This window comes from Burkholderia theae (genome assembly GCF_048565265.1).
Lineage (GTDB): Bacteria > Pseudomonadota > Gammaproteobacteria > Burkholderiales > Burkholderiaceae > Burkholderia > Burkholderia theae.
Window position 1 is genome coordinate 1,260,424 of sequence record NZ_CP183461.1, and the last position, 15,223, is coordinate 1,275,646.

General features: G+C 65.1%; 14 protein-coding genes. 12 read left to right on the plus strand and 2 right to left on the minus strand.

Translation table 11 applies throughout. The annotated features are described in order from the left end of the window. The first annotated feature begins 77 nt into the window (after positions 1–77). The 5 genes from ACN22W_RS05965 (at position 78) to ACN22W_RS05985 (ending at position 4,187) form a co-directional block, all read left to right on the plus strand. Positions 78–635: a hypothetical protein gene (locus ACN22W_RS05965; RefSeq protein ID WP_419686752.1), complete on the plus strand. Its 558-nt coding sequence runs from the start codon at positions 78–80 to the stop codon at positions 633–635. 264 nt (positions 636–899) lie between these two features. Further along, complete coding sequence (locus ACN22W_RS05970; protein ID WP_129514102.1) at positions 900–1,589, plus strand: ABC transporter permease; 690 nt, start codon at positions 900–902, stop codon at positions 1,587–1,589. Then, the gene (locus ACN22W_RS05975; protein WP_419686753.1) at positions 1,586–2,299 is read left to right on the plus strand and encodes an ABC transporter permease; all 714 of its coding nucleotides are present in this window, start codon (positions 1,586–1,588) and stop codon (positions 2,297–2,299) included. Before ACN22W_RS05970 ends, ACN22W_RS05975 begins: the two co-directional genes overlap by 4 nt. A gap of 21 nt (positions 2,300–2,320) precedes the next feature. Further along, positions 2,321–3,121 carry an ABC transporter ATP-binding protein gene (locus tag ACN22W_RS05980; protein WP_048249483.1) on the plus strand — a complete coding sequence of 267 codons (801 nt, stop codon included), beginning with the start codon at positions 2,321–2,323 and terminating at the stop codon, positions 3,119–3,121. Positions 3,122–3,143: 22 nt separating this feature from the next. Continuing rightward, on the plus strand, positions 3,144–4,187 hold the full coding sequence (locus ACN22W_RS05985) for a GlxA family transcriptional regulator (RefSeq protein WP_343491728.1): 1,044 nt from the start codon (positions 3,144–3,146) through the stop codon (positions 4,185–4,187). Positions 4,188–4,906: 719 nt separating this feature from the next. Here the strand turns inward: ACN22W_RS05985 and ACN22W_RS05990 are convergent. Both ACN22W_RS05990 and ACN22W_RS05995 read right to left on the minus strand, forming a co-directional pair. Further along, positions 4,907–5,524 carry a type VI secretion system amidase effector protein Tae4 gene (locus tag ACN22W_RS05990; protein ID WP_419686755.1) on the minus strand — a complete coding sequence of 206 codons (618 nt, stop codon included), beginning with the start codon at positions 5,522–5,524 and terminating at the stop codon, positions 4,907–4,909. After that, a complete protein-coding gene (locus tag ACN22W_RS05995; protein WP_419686757.1) occupies positions 5,517–6,098 on the minus strand; it encodes a PAAR domain-containing protein in 582 nt (193 codons plus the stop codon). The genes ACN22W_RS05990 and ACN22W_RS05995 overlap by 8 nt, the downstream gene beginning before the upstream one ends. 735 nt (positions 6,099–6,833) lie before the next feature. Here ACN22W_RS05995 and ACN22W_RS06000 point away from each other — a divergent pair. From ACN22W_RS06000 to ACN22W_RS06030, 7 genes are all read left to right on the plus strand, one after another. Then, positions 6,834–8,066, plus strand: a complete 1,233-nt coding sequence (locus tag ACN22W_RS06000; RefSeq protein WP_193097949.1) for an aspartate aminotransferase family protein — start codon at positions 6,834–6,836, stop codon at positions 8,064–8,066. A 30-nt stretch (positions 8,067–8,096) separates the two neighbouring features. Next, positions 8,097–9,149: an arginine/ornithine succinyltransferase subunit alpha gene (gene aruF / locus ACN22W_RS06005; RefSeq protein WP_419686758.1), complete on the plus strand. Its 1,053-nt coding sequence runs from the start codon at positions 8,097–8,099 to the stop codon at positions 9,147–9,149. Next, positions 9,146–10,195, plus strand: coding sequence for an arginine N-succinyltransferase (astA, locus tag ACN22W_RS06010; RefSeq protein ID WP_419686760.1), 1,050 nt, complete (start codon positions 9,146–9,148; stop codon positions 10,193–10,195). Before aruF ends, astA begins: the two co-directional genes overlap by 4 nt. Positions 10,196–10,202: 7 nt before the next feature. Beyond that, positions 10,203–11,666, plus strand: coding sequence for a succinylglutamate-semialdehyde dehydrogenase (gene astD / locus ACN22W_RS06015; RefSeq protein ID WP_129514112.1), 1,464 nt, complete (start codon positions 10,203–10,205; stop codon positions 11,664–11,666). Between the two features lie 14 nt (positions 11,667–11,680). Continuing rightward, the gene (gene astB / locus ACN22W_RS06020) at positions 11,681–13,021 is read left to right on the plus strand and encodes an N-succinylarginine dihydrolase (RefSeq protein WP_419686762.1); all 1,341 of its coding nucleotides are present in this window, start codon (positions 11,681–11,683) and stop codon (positions 13,019–13,021) included. Positions 13,022–13,028: 7 nt separating this feature from the next. Then, positions 13,029–14,081: a succinylglutamate desuccinylase gene (gene astE, locus ACN22W_RS06025; protein ID WP_419687372.1), complete on the plus strand. Its 1,053-nt coding sequence runs from the start codon at positions 13,029–13,031 to the stop codon at positions 14,079–14,081. A 279-nt stretch (positions 14,082–14,360) separates the two neighbouring features. Further along, positions 14,361–15,155, plus strand: coding sequence for an ABC transporter substrate-binding protein (locus ACN22W_RS06030; protein WP_129514115.1), 795 nt, complete (start codon positions 14,361–14,363; stop codon positions 15,153–15,155). The last annotated feature ends 68 nt before the right edge of the window (positions 15,156–15,223 follow it).

The following is a 15,223-nucleotide window of genomic DNA, read 5'->3' on the forward strand; positions in this document are numbered from 1 at the left end:
GGCCGCGCGCCCGTCTCGCGCTTTTGGCGCCGCACGGGTATGCTTGCCGCGTGTTTTCTCGACGTGCATTTCTTCCGATGATTTTCCGTTTCCGGCTGCTTCCCGTGACGATGCTGGCCGCCGTGCTGGCGCTGACCGGCTGCGACGACAAGCAAGGTAACCTCGACGTGCAACGCATCAGGGACTTCTTCAATGCGATCAAGCCCGCGCCGCTGCTGCTGAAGGGGCTGAAGGTCGGCGAATCGACCGAGGCCGACGTGCGCGGCACGATGGGCAAGCCCGAGACCGAGCGCGAGTTCACCGATGGCTCGAAGCGCCTCGAATATCCGCGCGGCCCGATGGGCAACCAGACGTGGTTCGTCGATCTCGACGCGAACGGGCGCTATACGGGCGCGACGCAGGTGCTGACCGCCGAGAATTTCGCGAAGGTGCGCCCCGGGATGAACGAGGACGAGGTGCGGCGCCTGCTCGGCAAGCCCGGCGACATCGCGCAGTACCCGCTGAAGCCCGAGACGGTCTGGAGCTGGCGCTGGCTCGAGGACGGCGTCAACACCGACGCGTTCTTCAACGTCCATTTCGGCCCGGACGGGCTTGTCTATACGACCTCGCGCTCCGACATCCTGAAGGGGCGGTAAACCGCCGCCGGCGCTATATCGAAAAAGCGACCGGAAAATTGCAAAAAGTCCGCTTCCCTGCGTGTCATCCGACTGTCAGGAAGCGGCTTTTTCCCTTTTGAAACAGCGGCGTAGATTGCATCGCAAATGGTGGGGCGGGTTGCTGCAATGCAGCAATCGCGTGCAAGGTGATTTGAGGCAATCAATTTCGCTTGCGACTATCCGCGTCAACCCGGCGCGGGACAGGCATACGCGCCGGCATCCATTCCAACTCTGGAGACGCGCGTGTTCCTTTACGGCTTTGGTCCTGTCCTCTGGGCCGGCACCGTGCAGACCATCGAGCTGTCGGTGCTGTCGCTCGCCACTGCGGTGGTGCTGGGGCTGATCGGCGCGGTGGCGAAGCTGTCGCACAACCGGGTGCTGCGAGCGATCGCGACCGGTTATACGACGCTGATCCGCTCGGTGCCCGATCTTGTCCTGATGCTGCTGCTGTTCTACAGCATCCAGATCTGGCTGAACCAGTTCACCGACCTCGTCGGCTGGGACCAGATCGACATCGACCCGTTCGTGGCCGGCGTGCTGACGCTCGGCTTCATATACGGCGCGTACTTCACCGAGACCTTTCGCGGCGCGTTCCTGTCGGTGCCGCGCGGCCAGCTCGAGGCGGGTGCCGCGTACGGGATGAGCGGCGCGCGCGTGTTCGCGCGGATCATGTTTCCTCAGATGATGCGTTTTGCGCTGCCTGGGATCGGGAACAACTGGCAGGTGCTCGTGAAGGCCACCGCGCTGGTGTCGATCATCGGCCTTGCGGACGTCGTGAAGGCCGCGCAGGACGCCGGCAAGAGCACGTTCAACATGTTCTTCTTCATCCTCGTCGCGGCGCTGATCTATCTCGCGATCACGACCGTTTCCAACCTCGTGCTGATCCAGCTCGAGAAGCGTTATTCCATGGGCGTGCGGCACGCAGAACTATGATCGAGATCCTCCAGGAATTCGGCAAGGCGTTCCTTTACTGGGACGGCCAGCGCCTCTCCGGCCTCACGGTGACGCTGTGGCTGCTCGTTGCGTCGATTTCGCTCGGCTTCGTGTGCGCGGTGCCGCTCGCGGTCGCGCGCGTGTCGAGGAAGAAGTGGGTGTCGATGCCCGTGCGGTTCTACACGTACGTGTTCCGCGGCACGCCGCTCTACGTGCAGTTGCTGCTGATGTACACGGGCATGTACAGCCTCGAGTTCGTGCGTTCGCACTCGCTGCTCGACGCGTTCTTCCGCAGCGGCTTCAACTGCGCGATTCTCGCGTTCGCGCTGAACACCTGCGCGTACACGACCGAGATCTTCGCGGGCGCGATCCGCGCGATTCCGCACGGCGAGGTCGAGGCCGCGCGTGCGTACGGGATGACGTCGTTCACGATGTACCGCCGCGTGATTTTGCCGTCGGCGTTGCGTCGTGCGCTGCCGCTGTACAGCAACGAGGTGATCCTGATGCTGCACGCGACGACCGTGGCGTTCACGGCGACCGTGCCCGACATTCTGAAGGTCGCGCGCGACGCCAATTCCGCGACCTACATGGCGTTCCAGTCGTTCGGAATCGCCGCGCTGATCTATCTTGCGGTATCTTTCGCACTCGTCGCGGCGTTTCGCCGTGCGGAGCGCCACTGGCTTGCGTATCTCGCGGCCGGCCGTCATTGATTTCACTTCGAGGAGAGCCAGTTGGCCGAGATCACTCAAACGAGCGCTTCCGCTTCCACCAAGCTTGCGGCGGTCGATATCCACAAGCGCTACGGCGACAACGAGGTGCTCAAGGGCGTGTCGTTGAATGCGAAGGCCGGTGACGTCATCAGCATCATCGGCGCGAGCGGCTCGGGCAAGAGCACGTTCCTGCGCTGCATCAATTTTCTCGAGCGGCCGAATGCGGGGCAGATCGTCGTCGACGGCGAGACCGTGCGCACGAAGACCGACCGGGCCGGTGCGCTCGAAGTCGCCGATCACAAGCAGTTGCAGCGCATCCGCACGAAGCTCGCGATGGTGTTCCAGCACTTCAACCTCTGGGCGCACATGAACGTGCTCGAGAACGTGATGGAAGCGCCGCTGCACGTGCTCGGCATTTCGAAGAAGGAAGCCGAGGATCGCGCACGCGAGTACCTGGAAAAGGTCGGCTTGCCGCCGCGCGTCGAGAAGCAGTATCCGTCGCACCTGTCGGGCGGCCAGCAGCAGCGTGTCGCGATCGCGCGTGCGCTCGCGATGCATCCGGACGTGATGCTGTTCGACGAGCCGACGTCGGCGCTCGACCCGGAGCTCGTGGGCGAAGTGCTGAAGGTGATGCAGAAGCTCGCCGAGGAAGGCCGCACGATGATCGTCGTCACGCACGAGATGGGCTTCGCGCGCAACGTGTCGAACCACGTGATGTTCCTGCATCAGGGGCGGACCGAGGAAGAGGGCGATCCGAAGGAGGTGCTGGTGCGCCCGCAGAGCGAGCGGCTGAAGCAGTTCCTGTCGGGCAGTCTCAAGTAACGCGACAGGGCGGGTTTCATACGTGGTACCGGTGTCTCGTCCCGCAGGCGCCACCCGCACGACGCAGGTGGCGATCGTTGCATTGCCGCCCGTGTCGATGTCGGGCGTGGGCCCGATCGTCGATGCGCTGAATCTCGCGAACGAGATCGACGGGCGGTTGCTGTATCGCTGGCAGGTCTGTTCGTGGGACGGGCGGCCGGTGCCGCTCGCGGGCGGTGCGCAGTGGCATGCCGATGCGGCGTTCAACGATGCGATCGCGTGCGACTGGCTGATCGTCGTGTCCGAGCGGTTCCAGCAGTTTGCCGATTACCGGCTCTTTCTCGCGAGTCTCGCGCGGGTCGGGCAGCGCACGCCGCTCGTCACCGGCATTCATCACGGCGTGTGGTGGCTCGCGATGGCCGGTCAGCTTTCAGGGTATCGCGTGAGCGTGAACTGGGAGACGTATCAGCAGTTCGCCGAGCAGTTCGAGCGATCGATCGTCACGCAGCAGATCTTCGAGATCGATCGCGATCGGGCGACCTGTGCCGGCGGGCAGACCACCGTTGATTTCATGCTGGCCGTGATTGGCCGGGAACATGGCGTCGATCTCGCCGAGAGAATCGCCGATGCGCTCGGTGCGGGGACGTTGCGGAGCGGCGAGGAACGCCAGCGGATTCCTTTCGTGACCGCGCCCGGCGAGCGGCATCCTCAGTTGAACGATGCGTTGCTGCTGATGGAAGCCAATGTCGAGGATCCGTTGACGACCGATGAGATCGCCGAATTGGTCGGCGTTTCGCGCCGACAGTTGGAACGGTTGTTTCGGCAGTATCTTGGGGCGATGCCGTCGAAGTATTACCTCAATCTTCGGTTGCTCAAGGCTCGGACGCAGTTGCAGCGTACGAGCAAATCCGTCGTGCAGGTGAGTCTTGCATGTGGGTTCTCTTCTGCTGCGCATTTTTCCAATGCTTATCGGGAGAGGTTTGGGGTGACGCCTCGGGAGGATCGGCGAGCGTGGCTCGAGAAGCAGACTGGCGGCGGTGCGGAGCCCCGGGGCGGCGCGCTTGTTGAGCGCGATGGGAAGGAGTGAGTTTCTGGTGGTTCGCTTTTGTTTGTCGTGAAGCACCTGTGATGGTGTCGGTCTATTAGCGTCGCCCCTGCGCGGGGCGGCGGTTACTTTTCTTTGTCTTGCCAAAGAAAAGTAACCAAAAGAAAGGCGCTCGGACAACGCATGACTTCCCGGTGCCGTGGCCCTCTGAGTGGCCCCCGCCTAAGTGTCCGCGCCAGGCCAGAACCCGGAGTGGTTCGAGCAATGGTTCCGACACCACTCACCACCCAACAGAGCGGTATACCTCCCGCCAGCTCCATCCTCGCTACGCTCGGCTGCAAGGTGCTTCAATGCGCTAAGGACAGTGTTTGCGGCAGCCTTGCCAAGCGGCGATCTAGAGCGCACACCCGACTTCCAAGAATGGCGCAGCTAGTCGGTGAGGCCCAGGTAGGGTACGACGTAAGGCTTTCCGTAGAACAGTATGGCAAGCAACGTTACTACGAAAAATGCCCACCTCCAGTAACGCCCCGGCCACCGCTTATACGCTATCGCGTTTAATACCGCACACACGACAGCGGGCCATAGCAACGTGGCAAGCATGCCCCACACGAACTTCGTGTGCGATGTGCAGTGTTCCATGTCATCGCAGCCCGTTGCATGCGATTTCATCTCGGTCCAATGGATGTGATTGAGGACGTAGATGGTCGCCCATGTAATGAGCAAGCCCCATACGAACCCGAGTACAGCAAGCGCCATCCGTTTCATTTCACTTCCCAGAAAAGGATTTCTTTCGAATTGGCGAGATCGGAGAACCAGTTGCCGTTTGTCAGCGGGTTTCTGAATTGCGACATGCCAATGCGGAAGCGTAAGAAGCTCACGACGGATGGCGTAAGCGTGTCCTTGTTCCACAGGTCGATATGACCGCCGCTCAGCGCGTCGGCTGAGTCGCCATCCTGTCGCCAGTAGCCGAAAAAGTAGATGATACCGGTTCGGTTTTTTATCTTGGTTTGCCAATCCGGGCCGGTGATGTTTTCCGGGTTGCCAAGCCCCAGGAATGGACGAAGCTTTAGCCATTCGGCCAGTTCGTACGCGCGCGTCGCCGTTGCTTTGCCGCCAAGTATCAGACGCCCCAACGTTCTCTTTCCCGGCATCGGCTGCAACACATGTTGCGAAAACGACTTCATGTCGCTTCCGACGCCGTGAAACGTCACGCTCATGCGGATAGCGCATTGATTCTCATATTCGCCAGTGGGGTCGTCGTAGGGGTCTTTCTTCGGGTATGCGTTCCAAAGCTCTTGGAAGGACAACGCTTTGAGCTGTACAGATTTCTTTGATTTTGGTGTGTCGTTCGTGCGGACATTCGTGGATGGGTTAGGCATGGCTTACCCCGTCGTGTTTTTTTGCAATTGCTTCATCTCCCCAGTAGACGGTGTAGTCTCCGGATCCGTCACCGGTGTGGACGCGCGGTAGCTCGCCGCTTGCGTCGAGCACGCCGGAATGGATGCGACCGTCCGCTGTCTCGATGTAATAGGGGTAACCCTCTGGCCCCTGAGCGGCACTGCCGCTAGTCTTTGCCTCGACCTGCTCGTCAAATGCGCCTTTCTTGACCGACACGACGCGGCCCGCCATCGTTCGACTCGAAATGACCTCTCCGAGTCCTTTTAGCCCGTCATCACACCAGGCTTCGCCGGCAAGCAAAGCAACGATGCTCGGCGGAGTCGAGCAGCCGCACAGGACAATATCGCGGTCTAGTGCGACCTCCCCTCGAAACTTGAGCCGATATGGTCCGCCAGCTTTTGCGATGATGCCGGTGCTTTGACATGCAATGCAGAACACGCTCCCGCCGATCAAGGCTGCTTGATGCCCGTGGACCAGGAACGGTGGTCCGCTGTATGGGCTAATTGATCCGCCGCTTGAAAGGCTGTCGCCCACGACTGCAATTCTTCTATTCATCGTTTGGCCCTCTCGGAAAGTCACAATCGTAGCGGCAGGGCACAAGGACGCATCTCGATATTGTTCGAAGTGCTTGAGATGGAATTGTCGCGCTGGGTGTGCTGTTTGCCGCCCGGAGCGCATTGGACGGTGTCGCCAGGCAATGTGCTGGCTGCGTTATTCCTCGGTTGGCAGCTGCGTCATTCGTGTGGGTGTTGAGAATGACTGGTTGCTTGTACATTGGATTCGTGGCGTCAAGCCGACCAACAGCGCTGCTTGAGGGGGGGCGTACCTTGCAGCCGAGCGCAGCGAGGATGGAGCTAGCGGGGGGTATACCGCTCTGTTGGGTGGTGAGTGGTGTCGGAACCATTGCTCGAACCACTCCGGGTTCTGGCCTGGCGCGGACACTTAGGCGGGGGCCACTCAGAGGGCCACGGCACCGGGAAGTCATGCGTTGTCCGAGCGCCTTTCTTTTGGTTACTTTTCTTTGGCAAGACAAAGAAAAGTAACCGCCGCCCCGCGCAGGGGCGACGCTAATAGACCGACACCATCACAGGTGCTTCACGCCGCCGCAAGCGAACGACCCCAAAAGAACCACCCCGACACCAAAACCCACAGCTCCCCGCCCGGAAGGGCAAAATAGCAGCGGAAAAAGGGGCTTCCGATAGAACCCGTCGCAATTCCGCAAGACGCTTGCGTCACCCTTACCTAAACTTGATCCTGTTGAACCCTCTTACGAAACCGAAAGGAACGACCATGACGACCTCGACCGTGAACCGCCAGACATTCGACGAAGTGATGGTGCCGGTATTTTCTCCCGCCCCGTTCGTGCCGGATCGCGCAGAGGGCTCCCGCGTGTGGGACACGGCCGGCCGCGAGTACGTGGATTTCGCATGCGGCATCGCGGTGACGTCCCTCGGTCACGGCCACCCGGAACTGCTGAAGGTCCTGGACGAACAAAGCCGCAAGCTCTGGCACATCGGCAACGGCTACACGAACGAGCCGGTGCTGCGCCTCGCGAAGCGCCTCGAATCGCTGACGTTCGCCGACCGCGCATTCTTCGCGAACTCGGGCGCGGAAGCGAACGAAGCCGCACTGAAGCTCGCCCGCCGCGTCGCGTTCGATCGCCACGGCGCCGACAAAGCCGAAATCATCTCGTTCGTGCAGTCGTTCCACGGCCGCACGTTCTTCACGGTCAGCGTCGGCGGCCAGCCGAAGTACTCGGAAGGCTTCGGCCCGGTGCCGGCCGGCATCACGCACCTGCCGTACAACGACATCGAAGCCGCGAAGGCAGCGATCGGCCCGCAGACCTGCGCGGTGATCGTCGAGCCGGTGCAAGGCGAAGGCGGCGTGATCCCGGCCGATCCGGCGTTCCTGAAGGCGCTGCGTGAAGCGTGCGACGCCAACGGCGCACTGCTGATTTTCGACGAAGTGCAAACGGGCGTCGGCCGCACGGGCCAGTTCTACGCGTACATGGACACGGGCGTCACGCCGGACATCCTGACGACCGCGAAGGCGCTCGGCAACGGCTTCCCGATCGGCGCGATGCTGACGACGAACGAACTGGCCGCGCACTTCAAGGTCGGCGTGCACGGCACGACGTACGGCGGCAACCCGCTCGCGTCGGCGATCGCCGACAAGGTCGTCGAACTGATCGGCGACCCGGAACTGCTCGAAGGCGTGCGCGAACGCAGCGTGCGCCTGAAGGGTGCACTCGAACGCGTCAACGCACGCTTCGGCATCTTCAAGGACATCCGCGGCAAGGGCCTGCTCGTCGGCGCCGAACTTACCGCCGCGTTCGACGGCCGCGCGAAGGACTTCGTCAATGCAGCAGCCGAGCAAGGCCTGATCATGCTGATCGCCGGCCCGAACGTGCTGCGCTTCGTCCCGTCGCTGGTGATCCCGTTCGACCTGCTCGACGAAGGCGTCAAGCGCTTCGAGAAGGCAGTCGAACAAGTGCTCGCCGCGCAGGAAGCCACCGCGCGCTGATCGGCGCACCCATCGCAGACAGGAACGACGATGCTATTTGTTCGCCCCGGCAAACTCACGGATCTCGATGCGCTCGCGCACATGGCGCGCACGGCGCAGCCGGTCCTGCACTCGCTGCCGCACGACCGCGCGGCGCTCGAAGCGCGTGTGGCGCTCTCCGAGGATTCGTTTCGCGCGGACGTCGACTTCGCCGGCGAGGAGTTCTACCTCTTCGTGCTCGAGGATTCGACGACGGGCAAGCTGCTCGGCACGGCGAGCATCGTGGCCGCGGCCGGCTACTCGGAACCGTTCTACGCGTTCCGCAACGACGCACTGATCCACGCGTCGCGCGAGCTGCACGTGAACCGCAAGATCCACGCGCTCACGATGTCGCACGAGCTGACCGGCAAGAGCCGGCTCGCCGGCTTCTACGTCGATCCGTCGCTGCGCGGCGATGCGGCCGCGCACCTGATCTCGCGCGCACGGATGATGTACATCGCCGCGAACCGCCGCCGCTTCACGCCCGAAGTGTTCACGCTGCTGCTCGGCGTGAGCGACGGCAACGGCGCATCGCCGTTCTGGGAAGCGGTGGGCCGCAAGTTCTTCGGCCGCGACTTCACCGACGTCGACATCGCGTCGGGCGGGCGCAGCCGCACGTTCATCGCGGAAGTGATGCCGGCCTATCCGCTCTACGTGCCGCTGCTGCCGGAAGCCGCGCAGCGCGTGCTCGGCGAGCCGAACGAGACGGCACTGCTCGCGTACGACATCCATCTCGAGGAAGGCTTCGAGCCCGACCGCTTCGTCGACATCTTCGACGCGGGCCCGGTGCTGACCGCGCAGGTCGACCGCACCGCGTGCGTGAAGCACGGCGCCGAGCGCACCGTGCGCGAAGCCGCGCGCGAGCAGGGCGACGTCGCGTACATGGTGTCGACGGGCAGCGGCGAATCGTTCCGCTGCGTGCTGACCGACCTGCCGGGCGCGACGGGCGACGCGCCGCTGGCCGGCGACGTGCGCGCGGCGCTCGACGTGAAGGACGGCGATGTCGTGCGCTGTGTGCCGCTGCACCGCCGCGACGATGAAGATTTGAAGGGAGACGCAGCATGATCGTCGTTCGGGTCGTACAAACGGGCGACGTCGATGCGCTCGTGTCGCTCGCGAAGGAAACCGGGCCGGGCCTGACCACGTTCAAGCCCGACCGCGACGCGCTTGCCGCGCGCATCGAACGCACGCGCCGCACGCTCGCGGGCGAGGCCGAGCCCGGCGAGGCCGGCTACTTCTTCGTGATGGAAGAATCGAAGACGGGCGACATCGCGGGCGTGTGCGGAATCGAGTCGCAGGTCGGCCTCGAACAGCCGTTCTACAACTACCGCGTGAGCACGGTCGTGCACGCGAGCCAGGAGCTCGGCGTGTGGACCCGGATGTCCGCGCTGAACATCTCGCACGACCTGACCGGCTACGCGGAGGTGTGCTCGCTGTTCCTCAGCCCGCGCTATCGCACGGGCGGCGTCGGCGGCCTGCTGTCGCGCTCGCGCTTCATGTTCATCGCGCAGTTCCGCGACCGTTTCCCGGAACGCATCTGCGCGGAACTGCGCGGCCACTTCGACGAAGACGGCACGTCGCCGTTCTGGCGCGCGGTCGGTTCGCACTTCTACCAGATCGATTTCAACGCGGCCGACTATCTCAGCTCGCACGGCCGCAAGTCGTTCCTCGCGGAACTGATGCCGCGCTACCCGGTGTACGTCGATCTGCTGCCGCAGGACGCGCAGGATGCGGTCGGCCTCACGCACCGCGATACGCTGCCCGCGCGCAAGATGCTCGAGGCGGAAGGGCTGCGCTACCAGAATCACGTCGACATCTTCGACGCGGGCCCCGTGCTCGAATGCCACGTGAACGACCTGCGCACGGTGCGCGAGAGCGTCGTCGTGCCGGTCGCGATCGGCGTGCCCGAAGCAGGGGCCGGCCATCCGGAAGGCGAGCGCCCGCCGACGTCGCTGGTGTCGAACACGTCGCTCACCGATTTCCGCGTCGGCGTCGCGCCGGGCGTGGTTGCGAACGGCGCGTTCGTGCTGTCGGCCGACGATGCCGCCGCGCTCGACGTGAAGGCCGGCGATCCGGTCCGCGTGCTGCCGCTCAAAGTCAAACAGGGATAAACGAATCATGACGGAACTCTTCATCGACGGCGCCTGGGTCGCAGGCTCGGGCCCCGTCTTCGCTTCGCGCAACCCGGGCACCGACGAAATCGCGTGGCAGGGCGAAAGCGCATCGGCGGCCGACGTCGACCGCGCGGTCGCGAGCGCACGTCGCGCATTCGCCGGCTGGTCGGCGCTCGACTTCGAATCGCGCTGCGCGATCGCCAAGCGCTTCGCGGCATTGCTCAACGAACGCAAGGAAGCGATCGCGACCGCGATCGGCCGCGAGACGGGCAAGCCGCTGTGGGAAGCGCGCACCGAAGTCGCGTCGATGGCCGCGAAGGTCGGCATTTCGATCCAGGCGTACCAGGAACGCACGGGCGAGAAGCGTCAGGACATGGCCGACGGCGTCGCGGTGCTGCGCCACCGTCCGCACGGCGTCGTCGCGGTGTTCGGCCCGTACAACTTCCCCGGCCACTTGCCGAACGGCCATATCGTGCCCGCGCTGATCGCCGGCAACGCGGTGGTGTTCAAGCCGTCGGAGCTCGCACCGGGCGTCGCGCGCGCGACGGTCGAGGTGTGGAAGGAAGCCGGGCTGCCGGACGGCGTGCTGAACCTCGTGCAGGGCGAGAAGGACACGGGCATCGCGCTCGCGAATCATCGGCAGATCGACGGGCTGTTCTTCACGGGCAGCTCGGATACCGGCACGCTGCTGCACAAGCAGTTCGGCGGCCGTCCGGAAATCGTGCTCGCGCTCGAGATGGGCGGCAACAACCCGCTCGTGATCGGCGAAGTTGAAGACGTTGACGCGGCCGTGCATCACACGATCCAGTCGGCGTTCCTGTCGGCCGGCCAGCGCTGCACGTGCGCGCGCCGCATCTTCGTGCCGCAGGGCGCGTTCGGCGACCGCTTCCTCGCGCGCTTCGCCGACGTCACGTCGAAGATCACGGCCGACGTGTTCGACGCCGATCCGCAGCCGTTCATGGGCGCGGTGATCTCGGCCCGCGCGGCCGCGAAGCTCGTCGATGCGCAGTCGCGCCTGATCGAGCAGGGCGCGAAGCCGATCATCGCGATGACGCAGCGCGATCCGCGCCTCGGTTTCGTGAACGCGGCGATCGTCGACGTGACGGGCGTGGCCAGCCTGCCCGACGAAGAACACTTCGGCCCGCTCGCGCAGATCGTGCGCTACGCGACGTTCGACGAAGCGATCGAGCGCGCGAACGACACGGCGTTCGGCCTGTCCGCCGGCCTGCTCGCCGACGACGCGCACGCATGGGAACACTTCCGCCGCACGATTCGCGCCGGGATCGTCAACTGGAACCGGCCGACCAACGGCGCGTCGTCCGCCGCGCCGTTCGGCGGCACGGGCCGCTCGGGCAACCATCGCCCGAGCGCGTACTACGCGGCCGACTATTGCGCGTTTCCGATGGCGTCGGTGGAAAGCACGCAACTGACCTTGCCCGCGAGCCTGTCGCCGGGCCTGCATTTCTGATCGAGGGAGCGACGATGAACGCACAAGAAGCCAATTTCGACGGACTCGTCGGCCCGACCCACAACTACGCCGGGCTGTCGTTCGGCAACGTGGCGTCGCTCAACAACGAGAAGTCGGCCGCGAATCCGAAGGCCGCCGCGAAGCAGGGGCTGCGCAAGATGAAGCAGCTCGCGGATCTCGGTTTCGCGCAGGGCGTGCTGCCGCCGCAGGAGCGGCCGTCGCTGCGCCTGCTGCGCGAGCTCGGTTTCTCGGGCAAGGACGCGGACGTGATCGCGAAGGCCGCGAAGCAGGCGCCCGAACTGCTGGCCGCGGCGAGCTCGGCATCGGCGATGTGGACCGCGAACGCGGCCACCGTCAGCCCGTCGGCCGACACGAGCGACGGCCGCGTGCACTTCACGCCGGCGAACCTGTGCAGCAAGCTGCATCGCGCGATCGAGCACGACGCGACGCGCCGCACGTTGTCGACGCTGTTCGCCGATCCCGCGCACTTCGCGGTGCACGAAGCGCTGACGGGCACGCCGGCGCTCGGCGACGAAGGCGCGGCGAACCACACGCGCTTTTGCGCCGAATACGACAAGCCGGGCATCGAGTTCTTCGTGTACGGCCGCGCGGAATACCGCCGCGGCCCCGAGCCGAAGCGCTTCCCGGCACGCCAGACCTTCGAGGCGAGCCGCGCGGTCGCGCATCGCCACGGGCTCGCCGAAGAAGCGACGGTGTACGCGCAGCAGGATCCGGACGTGATCGACGCGGGCGTGTTCCACAACGACGTGATCTCGGTCGGCAACCGCGACACGCTGTTCACGCACGAGCGCGCATTCGTCAACAAGCAGGCGATCTACGACACGCTGACCGCCGCGCTCGACGCACGCGGTGCACGCCTGAACGTGATCGAGGTGCCCGAGGCCGCCGTGAGCGTGAACGACGCGGTGACGTCGTACCTGTTCAACAGCCAGCTGCTGTCGCGCGCGGACGGCTCGCAGGTGCTCGTCGTGCCGCAGGAATGCCGCGAGAACGCGAACGTCGCGGCCTATCTCGACCGTCTCGCGGCCGGCAACGGCCCGATTCACGACGTGCTCGTGTTCGACCTGCGCGAAAGCATGAAGAACGGCGGCGGCCCCGCGTGCTTGCGCCTGCGCGTCGTGCTGAACGAAGCCGAGCGCGCGGCCGTCACGTCGAACGTGTGGATCAACGACACGCTGTTCGCATCGCTCGACGCGTGGATCGACAAGCACTATCGCGATCGCCTCGCGCCGGAAGACCTCGCCGATCCGGCGCTGCTCGACGAATCGCGCACCGCGCTCGACGAGCTTACGCAGATCCTGCGCGTCGGGTCGCTGTATGACTTCCAGCGCTGACGCACCGATGTCCGCCGCTGCGCCGCTCGACGACTTTCTCGCGTTCACGCTGGCCGGCGGCACGCCGGCCGTGAAGGACGGCGCCTGCGCGGGCGGCGCGGTGCGCTGGTCATGGCTCGGCGACGGGCTGCTCGCGCTCGAACCGGCGGCGGCTGCCGACGCGGCGCGTGCGAGCGTGCTCGTGTCGGCCGGCGTGCACGGCGACGAGACTGCGCCGATCGAACTGCTGTCGATGCTCGTGCGCGATCTCGCGTCGGGCGCGCTGCCGCTCGCGTGCCGGCTGCTCGTCGTGCTCGGCAACGTGCCGGCGATGCGCGCCGGCGAGCGGTATCTCGACGACGACCTGAACCGCCTGTTCAGCGGTCGTCACACTCAGGTGCCCGCGAGCCGCGAAGCGCCACGCGCCGCGCAGCTCGAAGCGGCCGCTGCCGCGTTCTTCGCGGCGGCGCCGGCGGGCGGCGCGCGCTGGCACATCGACATGCATACGGCGATCCGCGCGTCGGTATTCGAGCAGTTCGCGCTGCTGCCGCACACGGGCACGCCGCCGACGCGCACGATGGTCGAATGGCTCGGCGATGCGCGCATCGCGGCCGTGCTGCTGCATACCGCGAAGGGCAACACGTATTCGCATTTCACGGCCGAGCACTGCGATGCGCTGGCGTGCACGCTGGAACTCGGCAAGGTGCGCCCGTTCGGCCAGAACGACCTGACGCGCTTCGCGTCGACCGATCGCGCGGTGCGCAAGCTGGTGTCGGGAGCGTCGGCCGGGCATCCGCCGGGCAGCGATCCGCAAGACGCCGCCGCGTTGCCGCGCGTGTTCACGGTGATCGACCAGATCACCAAGCAGAGCGACGCGCTCGAACTGTTCGTCGCGGCCGACGTCGCGAACTTCACCGCGTTTGCGCGCGGCACGGTGCTCGCGCAGGACGGCGACTACCGCTACACGGTGACGCACGACGAGGAACGGATCGTGTTCCCGAACCCGAGCGTGAAGCCGGGCCTGCGTGCGGGCCTGCTCGTCATCGACACGACGCGCGAGACGATCGCGGCGCTCGTCTGACCCATCGGCGCGGCCGCGGAGCAGTGCGGCCGCGCTTGCGTATTTGCGACATCGTCTTGCAAGTTCCGCGGCCGGCCCCGGCCGGCGTCGTGTGCGCACCGCAGCATCGCGCGCCGACGGCCGCTTTGCCATACCGGGCCGCGCGGATTGGTACAATCGCGGCCTTGCGGCTGTTGCGCCGCATCACGGCGCGGCAGCCGCATTGTCCAGGTCATCTGGCCCTGCAATGATGTACGCGCCCGTAGTTCCGGAACATTCGAGTATCGAGGAGAGCACCTGATGAAGTTGGATTGGCGTAAAGTGGCCGCGCATGCGGTGGTGGCGGCATCGGCCGTGGCGGCAGGCAGCGCGTTTGCCGCGGATCTGAAAGAGATCCGGTTCGGCGTCGAGGCCTCGTATGCACCGTTCGAATTCAAGACGCCCGACGGCAAGCTGACCGGCTTCGACATCGACATCGGCAACGCGGTGTGCGCGAAGCTGAAGACGAAGTGCGTGTGGGTCGAGAACGACTTCGACGGCCTGATCCCCGCGTTGCAGGCGCGCAAGTTCGACGCGATCAACTCGGACATGACGATCACCGACCAGCGCAAGCACGCGATCGCGTTCACCGATCCGATCTACACGATTCCGAACCAGCTGATCGCGAAGCAGGGCAGCGGCCTGCTGCCGACCCCGCAATCGCTGAAGGGCAAGCGCGTCGGCGTGCTGCAGGGCACGATCCAGGAAGCGTACGCGAAGAAGAAGTGGGCGCCGGCAGGCGTCGAAGTCGTGCCGTACCAGACGCAGGATCTGGCGTATGCCGACCTGAAGTCGGGCCGTCTCGATGCGACGTTCCAGGATTCGGAAGCCGGTTCGAAGGGCTTCCTGACGAAGCCGCAGGGCCAGGGCTTTGCATTCGCGGGCGGCACGGTCAGCGATACCGAGATCCTCGGCTCGGGCGTCGGTTTCGGTCTGCGCAAGAACGACGCGGCGCTGAAGACCGCGCTCGATCAGGCGCTGAAGGACCTGAAGGCCGACGGTACGATCGACAACCTCGCGAAGAAGTACTTCAGCGTGCCCGTGACGCTCAAGTAAGCGTTTCGTCTTATCGCACGATGCAGCCGGCCGCTTATGCGGCCGGTTTGCTTTTGTGGGGTGGAAAC

Bases quoted from the DNA above. Each gene is read 5' to 3' on its own strand.
- ACN22W_RS05965 (WP_419686752.1), top strand. From the start codon at position 78: ATGATTTTCCGTTTCCGGCTGCTTCCCGTGACGATGCTGGCCGCCGTG.
- ACN22W_RS05975 (WP_419686753.1), top strand. From the start codon at position 1,586: ATGATCGAGATCCTCCAGGAATTCGGCAAGGCGTTCCTTTACTGGGAC.
- ACN22W_RS05990 (WP_419686755.1), bottom strand. From the start codon at position 5,524: ATGCCTAACCCATCCACGAATGTCCGCACGAACGACACACCAAAATCA.
- ACN22W_RS05995 (WP_419686757.1), bottom strand. From the start codon at position 6,098: ATGAATAGAAGAATTGCAGTCGTGGGCGACAGCCTTTCAAGCGGCGGA.
- ACN22W_RS06000 (WP_193097949.1), top strand. From the start codon at position 6,834: ATGACGACCTCGACCGTGAACCGCCAGACATTCGACGAAGTGATGGTG.
- aruF (WP_419686758.1), top strand. From the start codon at position 8,097: ATGCTATTTGTTCGCCCCGGCAAACTCACGGATCTCGATGCGCTCGCG.
- astA (WP_419686760.1), top strand. From the start codon at position 9,146: ATGATCGTCGTTCGGGTCGTACAAACGGGCGACGTCGATGCGCTCGTG.
- astD (WP_129514112.1), top strand. From the start codon at position 10,203: ATGACGGAACTCTTCATCGACGGCGCCTGGGTCGCAGGCTCGGGCCCC.
- astB (WP_419686762.1), top strand. From the start codon at position 11,681: ATGAACGCACAAGAAGCCAATTTCGACGGACTCGTCGGCCCGACCCAC.
- astE (WP_419687372.1), top strand. From the start codon at position 13,029: ATGTCCGCCGCTGCGCCGCTCGACGACTTTCTCGCGTTCACGCTGGCC.
- ACN22W_RS06030 (WP_129514115.1), top strand. From the start codon at position 14,361: ATGAAGTTGGATTGGCGTAAAGTGGCCGCGCATGCGGTGGTGGCGGCA.